Origin of the sequence: Shewanella sp. BC20 (assembly GCF_003129585.1) — a bacterium.
In the GTDB taxonomy this organism is placed as follows: Bacteria; Pseudomonadota; Gammaproteobacteria; order Enterobacterales; family Shewanellaceae; genus Shewanella; species Shewanella seohaensis.
This window is the reverse complement of the sequence record NZ_NHRI01000004.1, coordinates 213383-236119: the sequence shown is the minus strand read 5'-3', so window position 1 is coordinate 236119 and position 22737 is coordinate 213383. Positions and strand designations below refer to the sequence as shown.

The 22737-nt window shown below is 49.1% G+C and carries 23 protein-coding genes; 17 read left to right on the top strand and 6 right to left on the bottom strand.

The features are described 5' to 3' along the window. Window positions 1-104: 104 nt before the first annotated feature. From CBX96_RS06775 to CBX96_RS06765, 3 genes are all read right to left on the bottom strand, one after another. The gene (locus CBX96_RS06775; protein ID WP_109286154.1) at window positions 105-1133 is read right to left on the bottom strand and encodes a peptidoglycan binding protein CsiV; all 1029 of its coding nucleotides are present in this window, start codon (window positions 1131-1133) and stop codon (window positions 105-107) included. Continuing rightward, window positions 1133-4615, bottom strand: coding sequence for a transcription-repair coupling factor (gene mfd / locus CBX96_RS06770; RefSeq protein WP_109286153.1), 3483 nt, complete (start codon window positions 4613-4615; stop codon window positions 1133-1135). The genes CBX96_RS06775 and mfd overlap by 1 nt, the downstream gene beginning before the upstream one ends. 86 nt (window positions 4616-4701) lie before the next feature. Next, window positions 4702-5319 (bottom strand): hypothetical protein, encoded by a 618-nt coding sequence (locus tag CBX96_RS06765; protein ID WP_109286152.1) that lies wholly within the window; start codon window positions 5317-5319, stop codon window positions 4702-4704. A 94-nt stretch (window positions 5320-5413) separates the two neighbouring features. Here CBX96_RS06765 and CBX96_RS06760 point away from each other — a divergent pair, with 94 nt between their 5' ends. From CBX96_RS06760 to lolE, 3 genes are all read left to right on the top strand, one after another. Further along, on the top strand, window positions 5414-6646 hold the full coding sequence (locus CBX96_RS06760) for a lipoprotein-releasing ABC transporter permease subunit (protein ID WP_109286151.1): 1233 nt from the start codon (window positions 5414-5416) through the stop codon (window positions 6644-6646). Window positions 6647-6743: 97 nt separating this feature from the next. Further along, the gene (gene lolD / locus CBX96_RS06755) at window positions 6744-7439 is read left to right on the top strand and encodes a lipoprotein-releasing ABC transporter ATP-binding protein LolD (protein WP_109286150.1); all 696 of its coding nucleotides are present in this window, start codon (window positions 6744-6746) and stop codon (window positions 7437-7439) included. Then, window positions 7436-8686: a lipoprotein-releasing ABC transporter permease subunit LolE gene (gene lolE / locus CBX96_RS06750; RefSeq protein WP_109286149.1), complete on the top strand. Its 1251-nt coding sequence runs from the start codon at window positions 7436-7438 to the stop codon at window positions 8684-8686. Before lolD ends, lolE begins: the two co-directional genes overlap by 4 nt. A gap of 122 nt (window positions 8687-8808) precedes the next feature. Here lolE and suhB read toward each other — a convergent pair whose 3' ends face one another. Next, window positions 8809-9612 (bottom strand): inositol-1-monophosphatase, encoded by an 804-nt coding sequence (gene suhB, locus CBX96_RS06745; protein WP_011622509.1) that lies wholly within the window; start codon window positions 9610-9612, stop codon window positions 8809-8811. Between the two features lie 154 nt (window positions 9613-9766). On the opposite strand from suhB, the gene trmJ reads away from it, so the two are divergent. The 14 genes from trmJ to CBX96_RS06675 all read left to right on the top strand — a co-directional run bounded on the left by trmJ (window position 9767) and on the right by CBX96_RS06675 (window position 20132). Next, window positions 9767-10492, top strand: coding sequence for a tRNA (cytosine(32)/uridine(32)-2'-O)-methyltransferase TrmJ (gene trmJ, locus CBX96_RS06740; protein ID WP_109286148.1), 726 nt, complete (start codon window positions 9767-9769; stop codon window positions 10490-10492). 45 nt (window positions 10493-10537) lie between these two features. Further along, on the top strand, window positions 10538-11359 hold the full coding sequence (gene cysE / locus CBX96_RS06735; RefSeq protein WP_011626050.1) for a serine O-acetyltransferase: 822 nt from the start codon (window positions 10538-10540) through the stop codon (window positions 11357-11359). 350 nt (window positions 11360-11709) lie between these two features. Next, window positions 11710-12171: a Fe-S cluster assembly transcriptional regulator IscR gene (iscR, locus tag CBX96_RS06730; protein ID WP_006081858.1), complete on the top strand. Its 462-nt coding sequence runs from the start codon at window positions 11710-11712 to the stop codon at window positions 12169-12171. Between the two features lie 78 nt (window positions 12172-12249). Continuing rightward, window positions 12250-13464 (top strand): IscS subfamily cysteine desulfurase, encoded by a 1215-nt coding sequence (locus CBX96_RS06725; RefSeq protein ID WP_086903271.1) that lies wholly within the window; start codon window positions 12250-12252, stop codon window positions 13462-13464. Window positions 13465-13501: 37 nt separating this feature from the next. Then, complete coding sequence (gene iscU, locus CBX96_RS06720; RefSeq protein WP_011072277.1) at window positions 13502-13885, top strand: Fe-S cluster assembly scaffold IscU; 384 nt, start codon at window positions 13502-13504, stop codon at window positions 13883-13885. A 14-nt stretch (window positions 13886-13899) separates the two neighbouring features. Further along, window positions 13900-14223 (top strand): iron-sulfur cluster assembly protein IscA, encoded by a 324-nt coding sequence (gene iscA / locus CBX96_RS06715; protein ID WP_011072278.1) that lies wholly within the window; start codon window positions 13900-13902, stop codon window positions 14221-14223. A 15-nt stretch (window positions 14224-14238) separates the two neighbouring features. After that, a complete protein-coding gene (gene hscB, locus CBX96_RS06710) occupies window positions 14239-14763 on the top strand; it encodes a co-chaperone HscB (protein ID WP_109286147.1) in 525 nt (174 codons plus the stop codon). Window positions 14764-14830: 67 nt separating this feature from the next. Beyond that, a complete protein-coding gene (gene hscA / locus CBX96_RS06705; protein WP_109286146.1) occupies window positions 14831-16693 on the top strand; it encodes a Fe-S protein assembly chaperone HscA in 1863 nt (620 codons plus the stop codon). Window positions 16694-16701: 8 nt separating this feature from the next. Further along, on the top strand, window positions 16702-17037 hold the full coding sequence (gene fdx, locus CBX96_RS06700) for an ISC system 2Fe-2S type ferredoxin (protein WP_011622515.1): 336 nt from the start codon (window positions 16702-16704) through the stop codon (window positions 17035-17037). A 155-nt stretch (window positions 17038-17192) separates the two neighbouring features. Continuing rightward, on the top strand, window positions 17193-18092 hold the full coding sequence (rimK, locus tag CBX96_RS06695) for a 30S ribosomal protein S6--L-glutamate ligase (protein ID WP_011622516.1): 900 nt from the start codon (window positions 17193-17195) through the stop codon (window positions 18090-18092). 68 nt (window positions 18093-18160) lie between these two features. Next, window positions 18161-18358, top strand: a complete 198-nt coding sequence (iscX, locus tag CBX96_RS06690; RefSeq protein ID WP_011622517.1) for a Fe-S cluster assembly protein IscX — start codon at window positions 18161-18163, stop codon at window positions 18356-18358. A gap of 197 nt (window positions 18359-18555) precedes the next feature. Further along, window positions 18556-18723, top strand: a complete 168-nt coding sequence (locus CBX96_RS06685) for a hypothetical protein (RefSeq protein ID WP_041408760.1) — start codon at window positions 18556-18558, stop codon at window positions 18721-18723. A gap of 220 nt (window positions 18724-18943) precedes the next feature. Beyond that, complete coding sequence (gene ndk, locus CBX96_RS06680) at window positions 18944-19375, top strand: nucleoside-diphosphate kinase (RefSeq protein WP_011622518.1); 432 nt, start codon at window positions 18944-18946, stop codon at window positions 19373-19375. Between the two features lie 313 nt (window positions 19376-19688). Further along, window positions 19689-20132: an Hsp20 family protein gene (locus CBX96_RS06675; protein WP_011622519.1), complete on the top strand. Its 444-nt coding sequence runs from the start codon at window positions 19689-19691 to the stop codon at window positions 20130-20132. A 132-nt stretch (window positions 20133-20264) separates the two neighbouring features. On the opposite strand, the gene ilvN is transcribed toward CBX96_RS06675, so the two are convergent. Further along, a complete protein-coding gene (gene ilvN / locus CBX96_RS06670) occupies window positions 20265-20759 on the bottom strand; it encodes an acetolactate synthase small subunit (protein WP_011622520.1) in 495 nt (164 codons plus the stop codon). Further along, complete coding sequence (locus CBX96_RS06665; RefSeq protein ID WP_109286145.1) at window positions 20759-22477, bottom strand: acetolactate synthase 3 large subunit; 1719 nt, start codon at window positions 22475-22477, stop codon at window positions 20759-20761. Before CBX96_RS06665 ends, ilvN begins: the two co-directional genes overlap by 1 nt. Window positions 22478-22737: the final 260 nt, after the last annotated feature.

Genomic DNA, 22737 nt, shown 5'->3' with positions numbered 1-22737 from the left:
TTTTACGCTTTTCGGCGTCACCTGAATGGCTGTTCACCCCTTAGGCAATAAAAAAGCGGTATGCATTGCATGACCGCTTTTTATTCGATTAGGGCTAATAGGTTTTAAGCGTTAGGTTGCGCCATCTTACGGATTTGGATCACCATGCCCATTTCGGGATGATCGAGATAATGGATCTCATCACTTTTCACTCGACGATTTTGCTCCAACGGAATAGACATTAAATAAGGCGTCATCACTTTTGCGGGGGCTGCGGCAGTACTTGTTGCTGTGTTCATGCTCGCTTCATCGGCTGCCACAGGCATTAATTTGCGGCCTTCTTTACGCAAATTGAGCGCGGTTTCGATATACAGATAATGGCTAAGATAAATATTGAGCGTGCCATCGAGTTGCCACACGGGAGAGGGCAGTAGTGGCGCAGATGTTTCAGTCATCATTCCAGTCGTGCCGTTAGCACCTTGCATAGCGCTTGCCATAGCTTGCTGCACAATTTGACGACCATCGAAGTGATAACTGGCGGAATAATCTTTACCCGCAAACAGGCGAATGGGCACTGAGCCACTCTTCCCCATCATAGGTTGTTGCCATGTCATATGCAGTAAGCTGCGGTTACCACGTTCTCTCGATAGGCTGTTGATGATGCTTGCAAATTGGCCTTGGCTGCTGGCGAGTAATACTGGGCCACTGCCTTGAGACGCATAGGCTTGGCTACCACTGCCGATTTCCGATGGGATCACACTCGGGTAGCGATAGCTGGTCACCGCATTTGAGCTTGTAGTGCTTGGGCCTGAAATGGCTAAAGTACCGCCGTTACTCATCTCGGGAGTGGCGTCCGTATTCGTACCTGTGCTGGTGTTTTCAGCGCAATGGCTATTAGCATCGGCGTCATACACTAAGGTGCAGGGCGCGGATTCATTGCTCATGGAGAGCACAGCTTGACCCACAACCGGTGAGATCAGATCGATAGCGCGGTTGGTTTTAGTCTCAATTGGCGCCATCGGCCATTGTTCAGTCGACTGACTTTGGCGTTCAAAAATATAGACTTCGACCTCGAACCAAGCTTCAGCACGGGCAAGTGAACTGTGTGAAAGTGCAATAAGTGTAGCGATAGAGACCGCGAGTTGACGTAACACTATTTATCTCCAAGACGATGTTGCGATAGTTGTTCGAGCAAGAGTTTGACCAAAGCGAGCCTATCTTTTGCCGTTTCGGCATTGAGGATGAACTTTAACTTATTCGGCCCATCCATTCGATAGATTTGTGGCTGACTTTGCAGTAATCCGATGATAAAGCCGGGATCAATCACATGATCATCACTAAATTCGATGCTGCCGCCCTTGGCATGTACCTCAATTTTAGTCGCGCCCAGCCGAGTTGCCTGATGTTTATATAACGTCATTTCCATCAGGTTTTTGGTGGCCTCGGGCAGCAGACCGAAGCGGTCGATAAGCTCAACCTTGAGTTCATCTAAGGCTTCTTCACTGTCACAACTGGCGATGCGCTTATAGAGTGACAGACGAATATTCACATCACCGACATAGTCTTCCGGCAATAGCGCAGGAATTCTTAGCTCCATCTCGCATTGCTGATTGAGCATTTGCGCCAGCGATGGCTCTTTCCCCTGTTTGAGCGCCTTGACCGCCGACTCCAACATTTCCATGTAGAGACTAAAGCCGATTTTAGAAATATGACCGCTCTGCTCATCGCCCAATAGCTCACCCGCGCCGCGGATTTCTAAGTCTTGGGTAGCGAGCATAAAGCCAGCGCCTAAATCCTCGAGGGCGTCGATGGCTTCGAGGCGTTTGCGGGCATCACTGGTCATGCGTTTAGGATGCGGCGTCATCAAATACGCATAGGCTTGATGGTGAGAGCGTCCGACGCGGCCACGCAGTTGGTGCAACTGGGCTAAGCCGAAGGTGTCGGCACGTTCGATAATAATCGTATTCGCACTCGGGACGTCGATACCGGTTTCTATAATAGTGGTACAGACTAACACGTTGAATCTTTGGTGATAAAAGTCCGACATCACCCGCTCAAGATCCCGCTCACGCATTTGACCATGGGCCACCACCACCCGCGCTTCGGGTAGCAGGGTACTAATATCTTGGGCGCATTTCTCAATGGTTTCGACATTGTTGTGCAAATAATACACTTGGCCACCACGGAGAATTTCACGCAGTATGGCCTCACGCACGGTGGCGGGATCGGATTCGCGCACAAAGGTCTTCACCGCCAAGCGTTTAGCGGGAGGAGTCGCAATAATTGATAAGTCGCGCATCCCCGACATCGCCATGTTTAAGGTGCGGGGGATCGGAGTGGCTGTGAGGGTCAAAATATCCACGTTGGCGCGCAGCGCCTTGATTTTCTCTTTTTGTCTTACGCCGAATCTGTGTTCTTCATCGATGATAAGCAGGCCTAAGTTTTCAAACTTTGCCTCGGATTGCAGCAGCTTATGGGTGCCAATGACGATATCAACTTTGCCTTCTTCGAGCAGCTTCAGCACTTGGGTCTGCTCTTTGGCGGTTCTAAAGCGTGACATCACCTCAATCACCACGGGCCAGTCGGCAAATCTGTCTTTAAAGTTTTCGTAGTGCTGCTGGGCGAGTAGCGTGGTAGGCACCAGCACCACCACCTGTTTACCCGCATTCACCGCCACAAAGGCGGCGCGCATCGCGACTTCAGTCTTACCAAAGCCCACGTCACCGCAGACGAGGCGGTCCATGGCGACGGGGGATTGCATATCGGCAAGTACGGAATGAATCGCGCTTTCCTGATCGACGGTTTCTTCAAAGGGGAAACCTTGGGCAAATTGCGCATACTCTTCATCGTTGATGTCGCAGCTCTCACCTGGGCGTGCTTGACGGCGAGCGTAGACATCGAGCAGCTCGGCAGCCACATCGCGGATTTTCTCAATCGCTTTGTTCTTTGCCTTAGCCCAAGTGTCGTTACCGAGTTTATTGAGGTGAGCCTCACCATCGGCGCCGACGCTGTAGCGGCTGATCATGTGCAGGTTGGACACGGGCACATAGAGTTTATCGCCGCCCGAGTATTCCAGCTGTAGGTATTCGGCCACTAATCCGCCGGTATCTAAGGTGACTAAGCCTTGATACAGCGCCACCCCGTGCTCTAAGTGGACAATCGGCTGACCGACTTTGAGCTCGGCTAAGTTTTTGATCAGGGTATCGTTGCTGATCTGGCGTTGTTTTTCGCGGCGGCGCTGCTGGGAGATGCGATGACCAAAGAGTTCGGTTTCGCAGATGATGCTGACAGCGGTTTGCTTTCCTAGCCCGAGTAAACAACCACGGGAGAGGGGAGATACAATCAAGCCAAGTTTGGCATCACTTTGAATAAATTCATCGAAATGGCCGAATAACGCCGGTTTTAGCTGGATTTTACCTAAGAGTTCGAGCAAGGCTTCGCGGCGGCCTTCCGATTCGGCACTAAACAACATACGCGGCGCATGCTCGGCGTAATCTTGCAGCGCAATCAGTGGCTGCTTTAACTTGTGATTAGCGCTTACCTCGGGCAACACATTGGTATCAATCTGTACTGCGCCAGCGACTGCATCGGGTTGCGGCGCAATAAACTGATAACGAGGCAGCGGCTTAAAGGCGGCAAATAATTCTTCTATCAGTAAATACAGCTCTTTGGGTGCCAACAGTGGCCGCAATGGGTCGACCCGTCTGTCTTCATAACGGGTTTCCACCTCTTGCAAATGTGCGCGGGCGGACTTTTCGATATCGCCTAGGGTGACTAACTGAGTGTCCTTCGGCAGGTAATCGAACAGTGTCGCGACCTCATCGAAAAACAGGGGCAGATAGTTCTCAATGCCAGCGGGCATCAAATTGCGGCTCACCAGTTGATAAACTGATTCAGGCTCTTTGACTATGACCTCAAAGCGGCGGCGATAACGTTGCCTAAAACCTTCAATGGCGCTGCTGTCGGTAGGGAATTCCTTAGCAGGTAATAGGCGCACCGCATCGACTGGAGTGGATGAGCGCTGGGTTTCAGGATCGAAATGGCGAATGGTCTCGACTTCATCATCGAACAGTTCGATACGCAGCGGCATATTCACGCCGGTGGGGAAGATATCGAGAATCGAGCCACGAATAGCAAACTCACCATGTTCGTAAACCTGTTCGACCAAGTGATAACCCGTGTCGGTTAACTGTTGGCGCACATCATGGAGCTGATATTTATCGCCTTTTTTAAGCACAAACACATTGGAGCTTAAATAGGATTTTGGCGGTAAGCGCATCATCAGCGTTGTCACCGGCACAATCACTACGCTGTGCTCAGCATGGGTGATTTGCGACAGGGTCTCTAAACGTTGGGAAATCAAATCCTGATGGGGCGAAAAACTGTCGTAGGGCAGGGTTTCACGGTCAGGGAACAGTCGCACCTTAATAGCGCTTTTAGCCAACAAGTAGTTGAGCTCTAACTCGATACTCAATGCCGTCGGCGTATCACTGGTCACAATCAGTGTTGTGCCCTTGTGTTGGCGAACTAGGCTGGCGAGGGTAACAGCTTGACCAACCCCGGCGAGACACGACAGGGTTTGCATTTGAGTTCCATTTTTGACAACGGGCGGTGTTAGGGCTGAAATTTGTGTCATTGGCGTGGGATAAACTGATTCATTCACAATAAGTTGCGTTCATTGTAGTGACTTGGGCGCTAGGGTGCCAGCAAAAACGCTAGCCTTTATTGACGCTCGTCACGGGCAAGTTTACGCAGTTTAAGTTGTTTTTGTTGCACATTGAGGCTCGCTTTGACCAGTTGCTCGACATCTGCATCCAGTATTTGACTAAACTCGAGGTCAACGAGATAGGGCAATGCGGCGTTGGGGCTCTGTACTTGCGCATCGGATTGGCCTTCCTGCGAAACTAAGCAGGCCGTGACCTTGGCAAAACATAAAATGGCGACCAATTCTTCGTGGATAAATAAGGTCACCTTATATTGGCGGCCAAGGGGGAGGGCCTCATTGCTCATTAGGCGAATGCCGCTGCCACCGAACTGACAACCGCTAAATTTATCGCCCTCTTGCACTTCTTTTTCGAGCACATGCTGCAGGACTAAATCGACCTTGCGGGATTGGAGCTTGAGAAAGTCCACCACCACCTTGGCTTCGTTGTCTAAATGCCGCAGTTGCAGCAGGCAACTGGCCTCGAGTGCTTTGACTTCGCTCAGCAGCTGGATCCCTAGGGATTGCATTGATCTTAAAGCCATTTCACTGGGTAGTGGCTGGTTTTCGTCCCAGAGGCTTAAGTAAGCGGTGAAGGGATGAGGCACACTAAAATACGGATTGGTGTCAGTGAACAAGGCTTGCCTCTTTATTTATAGGACCTAAACCCCTATTATCGTGCCCATCTTTATGATTTAGCAAGTTCAGCACACAGGACGCAGCCCTCTTTCAATGGATCTTCGATTTCCTCTCTACGTTGGTTACCGTTATTGGCGGGCCAGAAAAGCAAACGCCTTTGCTTCTTTTATCACCTTATTTGCCGTTTCGGGCATTTTTTTAGGGGTAGCGGCCTTAATCGTGGTCAGTTCGGTGATGAATGGCCTCGAAGGGCAATTAAAGCAGCGCATTTTGGGCGCCGTACCGCAATTGACTGTGGTGACTGAGGCGCCCCTGAGCGATTGGACCATTCCAGCGGACAAACTCAAAACCTTACCGGGCGTGCAGGGCGTGACGCCTAGCGTGTCGACTCAAGCCATGGTGCAATCGGCGGCGAATATCCGCGCCGTGCAAGTCTTTGGGGTGTTTCCTGAGCTTGCCGAAAAATTCTCTATGGTGGCGCAGCATACTTATTCTGGCGCATTCAACGAGTTAACCAGTGGCCAATATAAGGTCATTTTAGGCAGCGAGCTTGCCCGCCAATTAAAGGTGAACCCGGGTGATACTGTGCGTCTGTTAAGTGGCGATGGTGTGGTGTATTCGCCGCTCGGCCCAGTCCCTAGCCAACGCAAGTTTTTAGTGTCCGCCGTGTTTGAGATGGGCTCACAGGTGGATGCGGGCGTTGCCTATATTCATTACCAAGATGCCAAACGTTTAATGCGTCAACCGAGCTATGAAATCAATCAGTTAAGACTGTATTTGAGCGATCCTTTTATGGCACCCGCATTGGCTAAGGACGTAAAGCGGGTTCTGACTCAGCAGGGTATTGAGGCGACGACCAGTGACTGGCGCGACACCTATGGTCATCTGTTTAGTGCCGTGAAGATGGAAAAAAACATGATGTCGCTAATGCTGAGCCTCATTGTGGCCGTAGCGGCGTTTAATATAGTGTCAGCGCTGGTGATGATGGTGGTGGATAAAACCACCGACGTGGCGGTACTCAAAACCCAAGGCTTACGTACCTCGGCGGTGATGGGCATTTTTGTGGTGCAAGGTTTATTGAATGCGGTATTAGGTTTAGTGCTGGGGCTGGTGGTCGGTATTCTGCTCACCCTTAATTTGAATGGCATTATGGCGACCCTAGGGATTTCCATTTTAGGCACAGGGCAAGTGTTGCCGGTTAAATTAGAACTGGGGCAATTGTCGATGATTATTGTCGGCACCTTAGTCGTGACCTTAGTGGCGACCCTTTACCCCGCATTGCGAGCGGCGCGGGTGCAACCTGCCACGGCGCTGCGTTACGAATAGCTGCGATGTAACAAATTACAACGTCGCTCCCATGATGAGAGACGTGTTTGGACATGGGGTTTATCCATGTCATTTAGAATCAATAGCGAGAATCTCAATGCAAGACGTGTTACTGCAAGTGCAGGCGGTGAGTAAGAGTTATCACGATGGCGATGTGACCACTCAGGTGTTGTCTGAGGTGGATTTACAGGTATTTAAGGGCGAGCAACTGGCAATTGTCGGTACCTCTGGCTCGGGCAAGAGTACGCTGCTGCATATTATGGGCACCTTAGATCAACCCTCTGCCGGCAAAGTATTGTTAGCGGGTGAGGATTTATATCAGGTGAGCAGTGCCCGTCAGGCGCAGATCCGCAACCAAGATTTAGGTTTTATCTATCAGTTTCATCACCTTTTGCCTGAATTTAGTGCGCTGGAAAACGTGGCTATGCCAGCGTTTATTCAAGGCAGAGACCGCGCTCAGGCTCAGGCCGATGCTAAAGTGTTGCTCGAGAGAGTTGGGCTTGGGCACAGAATGAGCCATATTCCCGCCGAGCTTTCGGGTGGCGAGCGTCAACGGGTGGCCATTGCCCGGGCGCTGATCAATAAACCCAAACTCGTACTAGCCGATGAACCGACGGGAAACCTCGATGCCAAGAGCGGCGAGGCGGTCTATGAGCTGATCCGCGAATTAGCCAATCAACTCGGAACGGCGTTTGTGGTGGTGACTCACGATCCTAAATTAGCAGCGCGGATGGACAGACAACTCACCATGAAGAATGGTTATCTGCAAGCAGTTGCGGAACATGCCCAATGAAAGGACCATTAGCCCTCTCCATTGGCTGGCGTTTTTATCGTGCGCGCCAATCCAATAGTTTTATTAGTTTTATCTCCTTTGCATCGACCGCGGGCATCGCGTTAGGGGTTGCAGTACTGATTGTGGTGCTCTCAGCCATGAATGGCTTTGAGCGTGAGTTAGAGCAGCGTCTGTTAGGTGTGATTTCCCAAGCCGATGTGGTTGGCGTGAATGAGCCGATTGCCGACTGGCGCGCGGTTGAGCAAACCGCCATGCAGATTGAAGGCATTACGGCGGCTGCACCTTTTATTAGGATGCAAGGATTAGTGCAAAAGCCCGGTGGTTTTCAGGGGCTTGCCGTTGTAGGAATCGACCCTGAGCAAGAGGCAAAAGTCTCGACCCTCTCGCAATTTATGTCGAAAGAGACTTGGCAAGGCTTGAGCGAGGATGACAATCACATCGTCCTTGGCGAGAGTCTGCTGAAAAAGTTAGGCCTCGAGGTCGGCGATACCCTCGCTTTGTATGTGCAAGATCTTGACCCTGAACATGTCGGCAGTTTACGGGCAGCCAAGAGCCATCGTTTTGTGGTGTCGGGTGTGTACCGTTTAGGCGGCGAGCTTGAGTTAACCACGGCGTATATTCCGATGCGCTATGCGGCGAATATCCTAAATTTACATCAAGGTGTCACTGGGGTGCGGATCAGTGTGGCGCAGGTGTTTGATGCGCCAGCGAAAATTCGTGAGTTGGGTTATGCCTTAAACCAGTCCGTTTATATCAGTGATTGGACGCGTACCCAAGGGCATTTATACCAAGATATTCAATTGGTTCGCACCATTATGTATCTCGTTTTGGTGTTAGTGATTGGTGTGGCCTGTTTCAATATTGTCTCAACGCTAGTGATGGCGGTACGGGATAAAGCCAGTGAAATCGCCATTCTGATGACCATGGGGTTAAGCCGTCTCTCAGTGATGGGGATTTTTATGGTGCAAGGCGCGTTAAATGGTCTTGTAGGTTGTGCCCTTGGCGGTGTGATAGGGATTGCGACCGCGGTGAATCTCAGTGGTATTGCCCGTGGTATTGAGCAACTGCTCGGAATTCAACTCCTGTCGGCCGATGTGTATTTTGTGGATTTCCTGCCGTCAGAGCTACATATGACGGATGCTGGTTTAGTGATTGCCACGGCGTTTGTGATGAGTCTTATCGCAACCCTGTATCCCGCGTGGAAGGCGAGCCAGATTGGCCCTGCGCAAGCATTGGCGGGTAGATAGAAAGTCTTTGAGCTGACATTAGCTAAAGCGGAATAGCGAAAACAGAATAACGAAAGCAGCAAACAAAAAGGCCAGTGAATTCACTGGCCTTTTTAATATGCGTTACGCTTGGAAGGGCGTGATTAACGCTTTAAACCTTCGTTCAGCAAAGGACGCATGGTTTTCACTAATTCTGTGGTCACTTTTGGCGAACCCGCAACGATGTTGCCAGAGATCAGGTAGTTATGACCGCCAGTGAAATCGGTGACTGTGCCACCCGCTTCGCGACAGATTAAGTCGCCAGCGGCGATATCCCATGGCTTTAAACCGATTTCGAAGAAACCGTCTAAACGGCCTGCAGCCACATAGGCTAAGTCTAATGCGGCAGAACCTGCGCGGCGTAAGTCAGAACACTGACCGAATACTTCGCCAAAGATTGCCATGTAGCTTTCGGTGTGTTGACGGGCTTTGAATGGGAAACCTGTACCGATAATGGTTGGAGCCAGTTCAGTCACGTTGGTTACGCGGATACGGAAATCGTTTAATTTGGCGCCTTTACCACGGATAGCGGTAAATAATTCTTCACGAACAGGATCGTACACAACGGCAACTTCAGTTTTGCCTTTGTGTTGCAGTGCGATAGAAACTGCGAAGTGGGGAATGCCTCTAACGAAGTTGTTAGTGCCATCCAGAGGATCGACTATCCATACATAGTCTTTGTTTTCGCCACGGTTTTCGCCTTTTTCTTCACCCACGATTGTGTGATCAGGGTAAGATTTGCGAATTTGATAGGTAATGGCGGCTTCTGCTTCCTTATCTACACTGGTAACAAAATCGTTGACACCTTTAGCACTGACTTCAACTCGGTCAAGTTCAGTGTAGGCGCGCATAATAGTTTGGCCGGCCGCGCGGGCAGCGCGAACAGCAATCGTCAGCATCGGATGCATTGCAATCCCCTGGATGTTAAAGAACGTTAAAAATAGCGGGCGGCATTATACTCGATTTGAATGTTATATCAAATACCGATTTTCATATAAGCATTCACGCACGCCTGTGATAGTATTCGCTCCCTGTGTTTTGTGAATTAAATTAAGTCGTTTCATGCTAAGTAATATTCGTGTGATTTTAGTGGGGACATCGCACCCCGGCAATATTGGCTCGACCGCCAGAGCGATGAAGACCATGGGGTTATCGACCCTGTATCTTGCCGAACCAAGATGTGAAGTGGATGGTCAATCCATCGCCTTGGCGGCTGGTGCATCTGACATCTTAAAGCATTTGGTGAAAGTGGATTCCTTAGAAGAGGCCATCGCCGATTGCAGTTTAGTGATTGCCACCAGTGCTCGCAGTCGTACCTTAGATTGGCCAATGCTCGAACCCCGTGAAGCGGGGCAAAAGCTGGTCACTGAGGGCTTATCAGGACCTGTCGCCATTGTCTTTGGCCGTGAAAACCATGGTTTGACCAATGAAGAATTACAGCAATGTACTTATCATGTGGCTATTCCTGCTAACCCTGAATACAGCTCATTGAATTTAGCGCAAGCAGTGCAGATCATTTGTTATGAGACGCGTGTGGCACACTTAGCGCAAACAGAGGCGCCTCAAGTGGAGGAAGAGTATCCGCTTTCTGCCGATCTCGAGCGTTTCTTTGTGCACTTAGAAAGCACCTTATCATCGACAGGTTTTATTATTAAAAACCACCCCGGCCAAGTGATGACTAAGTTACGTCGTCTGTTCAGCCGTGCACGTATCGAAAGCCAAGAGATGAATATTCTTCGAGGCATTCTAACCTCGATAGATAAAGTGGTGGGTAACAAACAAAAATAGCCAAAGCACATTTGGCATATAACGCTAATCGCGAAGGATTGAAGCATGGGTGTGATAGCTAGGCTAAAAGAAGACATTGAATCTATATATCACCGTGATCCCGCGGCGCGCAGCGCCTTTGAGATCTTGGTCAACTATCCTGGCATGCACGCCATTTGGCTGCATAGGATAAGCCATAAGTTATGGAAGCGTGATTGGCGCTTAATGGCCCGTTGTTTATCGACTTTTTCGCGCTGGCTGACGGGAGTGGAGATCCATCCGGGGGCCACCATTGGCGATCGTTTCTTTATCGACCATGGTATGGGCGTGGTGATCGGTGAAACCGCCGAGATTGGCGATGATTGTACTTTGTATCACGGCGTAACCCTCGGCGGCACCACTTGGCAGGCGGGTAAACGCCATCCAACGCTCGGCAATAACGTGGTTGTGGGCGCAGGGGCTAAGATTTTAGGTCCTATCACTATGCATGATGGGGCGCGTGTCGGCTCTAACTCTGTGGTGGTGAAAGATGTGCCTAAGGATACGACTGTGGTCGGGATCCCTGGGCGCGTAGTGGCCACACCTTCGCCACAATCGAAAGAGAAGTCTGAGCGTCGCAGCGCCATGGCCAAGAAATATGGCTTCGACGCGTATGCTGTGTCTCCCGATAATCCGGACCCTGTCGCGAACGCTATCGGTCAAATGCTGGACCATATGCATTTAATGGATTCAAAAGTGCAGGAATTGTGTCAAGCCATTCAGCGTTTAGGTGGCGATGTATGTACTGAAAGATTGCCAGAGCTGAATGTGGGTGAGTTTAACGACGCCGAAAAAGCCGCCGCAGATAAGCGCCAGAGTGCGCTCGATGAGTTTGACCCCAGCATTTAACTGAGGCGTGTGGCGCAGTGGCGTGTAGATATTAATTCACACGCTTTGCCACCGATGATTGCAGTTCAATTTCCACTGTGGTTGCGCGGTTTTTAAGCAGAGTGGGCCTAGGTGGCGAGCTTTCGTTCCAAGAGAGTGCGTTAGATCCCGATATGGGGGCGATTAGGACGATTAATTGCCCCTTTAGCATTGAATCTTAGGGCAGAAAAAGGTTAAATACCCCACCAAGATGAAAGGGTATTGGTTCACTGCACGCTTATATACTTGAGTGTTTTACTAGGTTTTATACTTGACTGAAATACTCGGGTATGTTGAAATAACCCCATACCTGTTTGGGAGCTATGGTAGTTATGAAACTTACATCTAAAGGTCGTTATGCAGTAACCGCAATGCTCGATGTGGCCATCCACTCGGCTTCGGGACCGGTTCCCTTAGCGGATATCTCTGAAAGGCAAGGGATTTCGCTTTCCTATCTGGAACAACTCTTCGCAAAGTTACGTAAACATGGCCTAGTGGCCAGTGTCCGTGGTCCTGGTGGTGGTTATCGCTTAGGCCTCGAAGCTAATGATATTTCTGTTGGCATGGTTGTCCATGCCGTGGACGAGTCTGTCGACGCGACTCGTTGTCAAGGATTAGGCAATTGCCAGAGTGGAACTCGCTGCTTAACGCACTCGCTCTGGGGCGATTTAAGCAAACAAATTTCAGATTTTTTAGATGGTATCAGTCTTGCTGGCTTAATGCAGAAACGAGATGTGCAGTTTATCTCGCTTAAGCAAGACACTATGCAAAAGGAGCAAAGAGTCAGCTTATAGGCTTTTTGTTATACGATAAAAATTATTTTTGTACGTTGTATGTAGCCTCGGCAGAGACTGCTAAGTACGGAGTGTGTTATGAAGCTTCCTATCTATTTAGATTATGCCGCCACCACGCCAGTTGATCCGCGAGTCGCGGAAAAAATGTTCCAATACATGACGATGGATGGCATCTTCGGTAACCCAGCATCACGTTCTCACCGTTATGGCTGGCAAGCGGAAGAAGCGGTGGATGTGGCTCGCAGCCAAGTGGCTGATCTGATCAATGCCGATCACCGTGAAATCGTGTTTACCTCAGGTGCAACCGAATCAAACAACCTGGCGATCAAAGGCGTAGCGCATTTCTACAATAAGAAAGGCAAGCACATCATCACCAGCAAGACTGAACATAAAGCAGTACTCGATACCTGCCGTCAGCTTGAACGTGAAGGCTTTGAAGTCACTTACTTAGAGCCAGATGCCAACGGCATCATTCCGATGGAACGTTTAGAAGCGGCGATGCGCGACGACACCATTCTTGTCAGCATCATGCATGTGAATAACGAAATAGGTGTGATCCATGATGTGGATGCCATCGGCGAGTTATGCCGCTCAAAAGGCATTATCTTCCATATGGATGCTGCACAAAGCGCGGGCAAATTACCTATCGATGTACAAACGACTAAGGTCGATCTGATCTCTATCTCTGGCCACAAAATGTATGGTCCAAAAGGGATTGGTGCTCTGTACGTTCGCCGTAAGCCGCGTATTCGCTTAGAAGCGCAAATGCACGGCGGTGGTCATGAGCGTGGTATGCGCAGTGGTACTCTGGCGACTCACCAAATCGTCGGTTTAGGTGAAGCGGCGGCGATTGCAAAAGCCGAAATGGCAACGGACAACGCCCGTATCGCTAAGCTGCGTGACAAGTTATGGAATGGCATCAAGCACATCGAAGAGACGTATGTAAACGGCGACATGACTCACCGTGTGAGTGGTAGCTTGAACGTCAGCTTCAACTATGTTGAAGGTGAGTCGCTGATGATGGCATTAAAAGATTTAGCGGTTTCATCGGGTTCTGCCTGTACGTCAGCCAGTCTCGAGCCAAGCTACGTGTTACGTGCGCTCGGTTTAAATGATGAAATGGCGCATAGCTCAATTCGTTTCTCAATCGGTCGTTTTACCACCGAAGAAGAAATCGACCACGCTATCGAAACTATTACACAATCTATTGATAAATTAAGAGAAATGTCTCCATTGTGGGAGATGTTCAAAGATGGCATCGACCTGAATCAGGTGCAGTGGGCACATCATTAATTCGACCATTTACAATAGATAATTTTGGAGCAGTACCATGGCTTACAGTGAAAAAGTGATAGATCATTATGAGAACCCACGTAACGTTGGTTCTTTCGACAAGAACGATCCTTCGGTCGTGACCGGTATGGTGGGAGCACCTGCCTGTGGTGACGTGATGAAGTTACAGCTGAAAATCGGCGCAGACGGCATCATCGAAGACGCTAAGTTCAAAACCTACGGTTGTGGCAGCGCGATTGCGTCTAGCTCACTGGTAACCGAGTGGGTAAAAGGCAAGACTATCGAGCAAGCGGCGGCCATCAAAAACACCGATATCGCTGAAGAATTAGCCTTGCCACCAGTGAAAATCCACTGTTCCATTTTGGCAGAAGATGCCATTAAAGCGGCGATCGACGAGTACAAATCGAAACAAGCTAAGTAACATCTGGAGTTAAGATGGCGATTACAATGACCCCAGCGGCAACTGAGCGTGTCAGATCTTTCTTAGCAAATCGAGGCAAGGGCATCGGCCTGCGCCTCGGCTTAAAGACCTCTGGCTGTTCCGGTATGGCTTATGTGCTTGAGTTTGTTGATGCGCTGAATGATGACGATGAAGTGTATGATATTGATGGTGTAAAAATCATTATCGATGCGAAAAGCTTCATCTATCTACAGGGCATTGAGTTGGATTTTGTTAAAGAAGGCCTGAACGAAGGTTTCCAATTTAACAATCCTAACGCAAAAGGTGAGTGCGGTTGCGGTGAGAGTTTCACTGTTTAATTGCTGAATTGACGCATGAATTATTTCGAGCTGTTTAAGTTTTCCCCTGCCTTCGATATTGACACCGCTGTGCTTGCAGAACGCTACCGCGAACTGCAACGGGCGGTGCATCCCGATAAGTTTGCCAACGATACCGAGCAACAACGCTTATTGTCGGTGCAACGCACTGCGCAAGTGAATGACGGATATCAAACCCTAAAAGATCCTATCCGCCGTGCCGAGCATATGCTGTCGCTACGTGGTATCGATTTAAGCCACGAAACCACTACAGTGAAAGACACTGCATTTTTGATGCAGCAGATGGAATGGCGCGAGGCGTTAGAAGACATACGCGATAGCGCCGATCCTCAAGAAAGCATTAATGAGTTATACGATTCTTTCGCGGCCTACCGGACAAAGCTGACGAAATTGCTTACCGCACAGCTAAGCAGTGACAGCGAAGAAGATGCCTTGTTGGCGGCAGATCAAGTACGCAAGCTTAAATTTATGGCAAAATTACACGACGAGCTGACGCGTATCGAAGACGCGCTGCTCGATTAATTTTCCCTATTGCAGTTATTTAGCCGATTCAGACGGGTCTGAGTCGGCGCTACTAAGTTGGATACATATGGCCCTTTTGCAGATTGCAGAGCCCGGACAAAGCGCCGCGCCGCACCAACATAGACTTGCCGTTGGCATCGATTTAGGTACCACTAATTCCCTCGTGGCCGCGGTTCGCAGCGGCGTAACGGCGACCTTACCCGATGAAAATGGCCAGCATTCTTTACCTTCTATCGTCCGTTATACCCAAGATGGCATTGAAGTGGGTCAAGTCGCGGCGTTAAGTTCTGCGCAGGATCCTAAAAACACTATCGTATCGGTCAAACGCTTTATGGGCCGCAGCCTCACGGATATTCAATCTGGTGAGCAAGCTTTCCCATACCAGTTTGAAGCCAGTGAAAACGGTTTACCGCTGTTTGTTACGCCTCAAGGGCAAGTGAATCCGGTGCAAGTGTCAGCGGAGATTTTACGTCCTCTGGTTGAACGCGCCGAGAAAACCCTTGGTGGTGAGTTACAGGGTGTTGTGATCACAGTGCCGGCGTATTTCGATGATGCGCAGCGTCAAGGGACTAAAGATGCCGCGTCTTTGCTCGGTGTTAAAGTATTGCGCCTGCTAAACGAGCCTACCGCAGCGGCAATCGCCTACGGGTTAGATTCTAAGCAAGAAGGTGTGATCGCGATTTACGATCTCGGCGGCGGTACCTTTGATATCTCTATTCTGCGTTTAAATCGCGGCGTTTTTGAAGTGCTGGCCACGGGCGGCGATTCGGCGCTGGGCGGCGATGACTTTGACCATTTGTTGCAGGCGCATATGCAGCAAGTGTGGCAATTGACGAACCTTGATCCGCAGCTAAGCCGTCAGTTATTGATTGAAGCGCGCCGTGTGAAAGAAGCCTTAACCGATGCGAGTGACGTCGAAGCGAGCCTGAGACTTGCCGATGGCACTGTGCTCAAGCAAGTCGTGACCAAAGCTGAGTTTGATAACTTAATCAGCGTATTAGTGAAGAAAACCATCGCCAGCTGTCGTCGCACCCTACGTGATGCGGGCGTAACGGCTGATGAAGTGTTAGAAACCGTGATGGTGGGTGGTTCAACCCGCGTGCCATTAGTGCGTGAACAGGTTGAAGCCTTTTTCGGTAAGGCGCCATTAACCTCTATCGACCCAGATCGTGTCGTTGCGATTGGCGCGGCGATTCAGGCCGATATTCTGGTCGGTAACAAACCCGAGTCTGAATTATTACTGCTCGATGTGATCCCTTTGTCATTAGGGATTGAGACCATGGGCGGTTTAGTGGAGAAAGTGGTTTCTCGTAACACCACGATTCCAGTGGCCCGCGCCCAAGAGTTTACCACCTTTAAGGATGGTCAAACGGCGATGGCCTTCCATGTGGTGCAGGGCGAGCGTGAGTTAGTCGATGATTGTCGCTCACTCGCACGCTTTACGCTTAAAGGTATTCCCCCGTTAGCGGCGGGCGCTGCCCATATTCGTGTGACCTTCCAAGTCGATGCCGATGGGTTGCTTAGCGTTACCGCGATGGAGAAATCCACTGGCGTGCAATCGAGCATTCAGGTCAAGCCTTCGTTTGGTTTATCGGATACCGAAATCGCGACTATGCTCAAGGACTCGATGAAGCATGCGAAGGAAGACATTAGTCGTCGTATGCTGGCCGAGCAGCAAGTGGAGGCTGCAAGGGTACTTGAGTCGTTAAATGCGGCGCTTGCAAAAGATGGCGACCTGCTGACAAGCGATGAGCGTCAGCAGATTGATTCGGTCATGGCGCAGCTTGCCGAAATTGCCCGTGGTGATGATGCCGATGCGATTAAGCAAGCGATTGAAGTCCTCGATGAACATACTCAGGATTTCGCCGCGAAGCGTATGGACAATTCTATTCGAGTGGCCTTTAAGGGTCAGTCAATTGACAACATATAGGTGATGTGATGCCCCAGTTAGTCTTTCTTCCCCATGCTGAGTTATGTCCCGATGGCGCAGTGTTGGAAGCCAAAGTAGGTGAAACGATTCTCGATGTGGCGCTGCGTAACGGCATCAATATTGAGCATGCCTGTGAAAAATCCTGTGCCTGCACCACATGCCATTGCATCGTGCGTGAAGGTTTTGATGAGTTAGAGCCAAGCGATGAGCTTGAAGATGATATGCTCGATAAGGCATGGGGACTTGAGCCTGAGAGCCGCTTGTCTTGCCAAGCCAAAGTTGTCGATAGCGATCTGGTGATTGAAATTCCGAAGTACACTGTGAATATGGTGAGCGAAGGTTAATCAACCCGATGCGATGATATCGTCAAAAACCAGTCCATGTGACTGGTTTTTGGCTTCTGGCGCCCAGCATTTGCGCAAGCAATAATTGCCATGATTGATTTATCCTAATCCGAGCGTATGATGCGCTCAAAATGAAATGGTTGTCGGAGACCAAAATGAGAATCGCGATCCTATCGCAAGGGCCTGAGCTATATTCCACAAAGCGACTCGTTGAGGCTGCGACATTACGTGGTCACGAAGTCAAAGTGATCAATCCGCTCGAATGCTATATGAACATCAATATGCGTCAGTCGAGCATCCATATTGGTGGGGAAGAATTGCCGCCTTTTGATGCGGTGATCCCGCGTATTGGTGCATCTATTACTTTTTATGGCTCAGCTGTGCTGCGCCAGTTTGAGATGATGGGCGTGTATGCGCTCAATGATTCCGTCGGCATTTCGCGCTCCCGCGATAAGTTACGTTCGATGCAGTTGATGTCACGCCGTGGTATCGGCTTGCCGATCACCGGCTTTGCCAATAAGCCGAGCGATATTCCAGATCTTATCGACATGGTGGGCGGCGCGCCGTTAGTGATCAAGTTGCTTGAGGGCACGCAGGGCATTGGGGTGGTATTAGCCGAAACTCGCAAAGCGGCTGAGAGCGTGATTGAAGCTTTTATGGGATTGAAAGCCAACATCATGGTGCAGGAATACATTAAAGAAGCCAATGGCGCCGACATTCGCTGCTTTGTACTGGGCGATAAAGTGATTGCGGCGATGAAACGCCAAGCCATGCCTGGGGAATTTCGTTCAAACCTACACCGTGGCGGCACCGCAAGTTTAGTTAAACTGACCCCCGAAGAGCGTTCAGTCGCAATTCGTGCAGCCAAAACCATGGGCCTCAATGTGGCGGGTGTCGATTTACTGCGTTCAAATCATGGCCCTGTGGTGATGGAAGTGAACTCCTCGCCAGGTCTTGAAGGGATTGAAGGCGCCACCGCAAAAGATGTTGCTGGTGCCATTATCGAGTTTGTTGAAAAGAACGCCCTCAAGGCAAAAAAGCCCACTCAAGCGTAGAGTTAACGCGTTCTTAAGCTACACTCAGGAGAGCAAGGTTTAGCTGCAGATGGCACAAGGGGGAGCGGATGTCGTTAAAGTGGATTGACTCATTAGATATCGCCTTAGAATTGCTGGAGAAGCATTCTGAGGTTGACCCCCACAAGCTGCATTTTACTCAGTTATATGAGTGGGTATTAGCCCTCGATGATTTTGATGACGATCCTAAGCATTGTAATGAGCGGATATTAGAAGCCATTCAGCAATGCTGGATTGAAGAGAAATAACCATCGCCCTGATGGGGCATCTTGTCCCGCAAAAAGCGCACTTACGTGACAATTGTCACGTTTAGTGATCTCTTAAAGGGGATTTTTGTAGGAGTTTGATCGGCATCAAATTCATTTTAAGTGAATGACGTACCTTGTTATGTATCAGTTAAGTGGTTAAGCGCTTAATGTTATTCTGGCTACGCAAGGATGTTCACATGAAACTTTTGTTTGCTTTGTTATTCACACTGTTACCCGCCTTGGCATGGGCTCATCCTGGTCATGGTGGTGTTGGTATCTTCCATCATTTGCTCGATTTAGCCCCTGCCATTATTTTGGTCGCCTTGATTGCGTGGGCGAGCATTTGGGCAAAAAATAAAAAATAACCCCTGAGTCTTTGGTAAATATGCCAATTTAGTTGTGTTGTTATCCTTTCGCCAGTCCAGTCGAATGACAGGTCTGGCGTTTTTGTGTGATCAATCTGGTTACAAATCCAGCCAATGTGCGCAATATCTCAGACTTATTTGCTTTAAAGATAGGATTTGTTTTTTAAATTTCGTATAATCCGCGCGAATTTTTCAAACTTGCTGACAAAGGAAGCTTGTTATGGCGATCGAACGCACATTTTCTATCATTAAGCCTGATGCAGTTGCTAAAAACCACATCGGTGCAATCTACAACCGTTTTGAAACTGCTGGTCTGAAGATCGTTGCAGCTAAAATGTTACACCTGACTAAAGAACAAGCTGAAGGTTTCTATGCTGAGCATAGCGAGCGTGGCTTCTTCGGTGCTCTGGTTGCTTTCATGACTTCTGGCCCAATCATGGTTCAAGTATTAGAAGGCGAAAACGCTGTTTTAGCTCACCGCGAAATTTTAGGTGCAACTAACCCAGCTCAAGCGGCTCCAGGTACTATTCGTGCTGATTTCGCTCAAAGCATCGACGAAAACGCAGCTCACGGTTCTGATTCTTTAGAATCAGCAGCACGTGAAATTGCTTACTTCTTCAGTGCTGAAGAACTGTGTCCACGTACTCGTTAATCTGAGTGCGAGACCGAAGAAGGGAGCCTAAGGGCTCCTTTTTTATTGCCGGCATTTTGCTAACTACGGCAAAGACAAAGAGTTTAATGCTAGTAGCCCTAGTAACAGGTTATTTTTATTCAGTTTTTAAAAAATTTTAAAAACCTTACTTGAAATCCGCTTTCCTATCCTTATATCTATTGCAGGATCGCTCGATGAGGATCCCAATCGATTCTGTGCCGCTAGGACAGAAGTTAATTTAGGCGAGATAAATGCGTTTTCAATTGAAAAACGTTCGCCACTTTCCCATATTGCTTAAGACAAGGATATGAATATGCGTACTTATGATTTAACTCCTCTTTACCGTAGTGCTATTGGTTTTGATCGTTTAGCCCAGATGGCAGAACATGCTGCCGCGAATAATGGCAACTCAGGTTATCCTCCATATAACATTGAACTCCTTGGCGAAAATCGTTATCGCATTACTATGGCCGTGGCCGGGTTCTCGATGGAAGAGCTTGAGATCAGTAGTGAAGGTGAGAAATTACTGGTTAAAGGCAATAAAGCCGAGAGCCAAACCGAGCGTAAATACCTATACCAAGGTATTGCCGAGCGCGGGTTTGAACGTACCTTCCAACTGGCGGATTATGTGACCGTATTGGGTGCCAGTTTAGAGAATGGTTTATTGAACATTGATTTAGTGCGTGAAATCCCTGAAGCATTAAAACCACGCAAGATCGAAATCACCACTTCGCGCCTATTAGATGGTCAATCCTAATCCTGAATCGCACGGATAAAGAAGGGGAGCTTAATGCTCCCCTTCTTGTTATTGCACCAATTAAAATCCCATGTGGTCTATGTCAAAGCCTTGCGATGGCAAGCTCACATAGGGTTAATGGGGATATCAGCACTATGCTCTCATCGCTTTCTCGCCGCGGGCCAGACCCACAACGCCCGAGCGTGACACTTCAACTACCTTGGTCACTTCACCCATGGAGTGAATAAAGGCATCGAGTTTCTCGGTCGTGCCCACCAATTGAATGGTGTAGAGATTGGCGGTGACATCGACAATTTGCCCACGGAAGATATCGGCGGTGCGCTTAATTTCTTCCCGTAATTCTCCTTGGGCGCGGACTTTAACCAGTGCCAACTCCCGCTCGATATAAGCCGATTCGGTGACATTCGACACCTTAAGCACATCGACTAACTTATGCAGCTGTTTCTCGATTTGCTCTAGTACTTTCTCGTCGGCCACCACGGTAATGTTTAGGCGCGATAAGGTGTTATCATCAGTTGGTGCCACAGTTAAACTTTCGATGTTGTAACCGCGCTGGGAAAACAGGCCGACAACACGGGATAGGGCGCCGGATTGGTTTTCGAGTAATACAGATATAATTCGACGCATTAGCATTTCTCCGTTTTGCTTAACCACATTTCATTCATCGCGCCGCCGCGGATAAGCATGGGATACACGTGCTCAGTCTCATCCACCATAATGTCGATAAATACCAGTCTGTCTTTCATGGTAAGGGCTTCGGCCATCTTAGACTCAAGCTCAGCAGGATCGCTAATCGTCATGCCAACATGGCCATAGGCTTCGGCAATTTTGGCAAAGTTGGGGACCGAATCCATATAGGAATGGGAATGGCGACCCGAGTAGATCATATCCTGCCACTGTTTCACCATGCCAAGGAAACGGTTGTTTAAGTTGATAATTTTAACCGGCGTATCGTATTGCAGGGCGGTTGAAAGCTCTTGAATATTCATCTGAATCGAACCATCGCCCGTGACGCACACAACGGTTTCGTCCGGCATTGCCATTTTGACTCCCATAGCAGCGGGTAAGCCAAAGCCCATGGTGCCAAGGCCACCGGAGTTAATCCAATGACGAGGTTTATCAAAGGGATAATAGAGCGCGGCAAACATTTGATGCTGGCCTACATCCGAGGCGACATAGGCCTCACCATTAGTGAGTTTGTAAAGGGTTTCAATTACTTGCTGTGGTTTTATCCGGTTGCTTTCCTTATCGTATGCCAAGCAGTTGCGGTTACGCCACACAGTGATTTCTTGCCACCATTGATTAATTGCCTCGCTATCGTTGCTCTCCTTCGACTCCTCGAGCAGGGCTAGCATGCTGTCTAATACGATATCGGCAGAGCCAACGATGGGGATATCCACTCGTACGGTTTTTGAAATCGATGAAGGGTCGATATCAATATGTAAGATGGTGGCATTAGGGCAGTATTTTTCGATGTTGTTGGTGGTTCTATCATCGAAACGCACACCAATCCCGAAGATAAGATCGCAGTTATGCATGGTCATGTTGGCTTCATAACGACCGTGCATCCCCAGCATTCCTAAGCTGTTTTTATGGGTGCCAGGGAAGGCGCCAAGCCCCATCAAGGTGCTGACAACGGGGATATTTAACTTTTCCGCTAGGGCTAAGATCTGCTTTTCACTGCTTGAGATAATGGCGCCGCCACCCACATAAAGCACAGGTTTTTTCGCGGCGAGCAATGCCTGCAATCCACGGCGAATTTGACCCTTATGGCCCGATGTCGTTGGATTATAGGAGCGCATTTTAATGCTCTCGGGGTAAATATAGTCGTGCAGTAATGCTGGATTGAGGCAATTCTTTGGCAAGTCGACAACCACGGGGCCGGGGCGACCTGTGGAAGCAATATAAAATGCTTTTTTAATGATCTCAGGAATTTGAGTGGGATCTTGTACTAAAAAGCTGTGTTTGACGACTGGGCGTGAAATCCCAATCATGTCGCATTCTTGGAACGCATCGTTACCGATTAAATTGCTCGGCACTTGGCCAGATAACACCACTAATGGAATTGAATCCATATAGGCGGTGGCGATGCCGGTAATGGCATTGGTGGCACCTGGGCCTGAGGTCACGAGTACCACGCCCACTTTACCCGTGGCGCGGGCATAACCATCGGCCATATGCACGGCGGCTTGTTCGTGACGAACCAGAATATGTTCAATACCGGGGATAAGGTGCAGGGCGTCGTAGATATCTAACACTGAGCCGCCAGGATAACCAAATATGTGCTTTACACCTTCATCGATAAGGGATCGCACAATCATGCTGGCGCCGGATAACTTCTCCATGTGAAACTCCTATTGCATAGTACCGTTACGGTAAACAGTATCTTGTTACAGCGACGGTAATCGCTCTAAAAATAAGCCTGAAGGGTAATTCAGACTCCGATTGCTGAGCTTGAAATCATCGATTTCAAGCGCTCATCCCTTTGGATGCAGCAGCTGTTGCAATGAACAGAATTTCATCATATTCAAAAAAGAACACATTTCAAGGCTTTTATGTAAAAAATAACCAACTTGAAACAATTTCATGTTTAGGCGCGATAAAC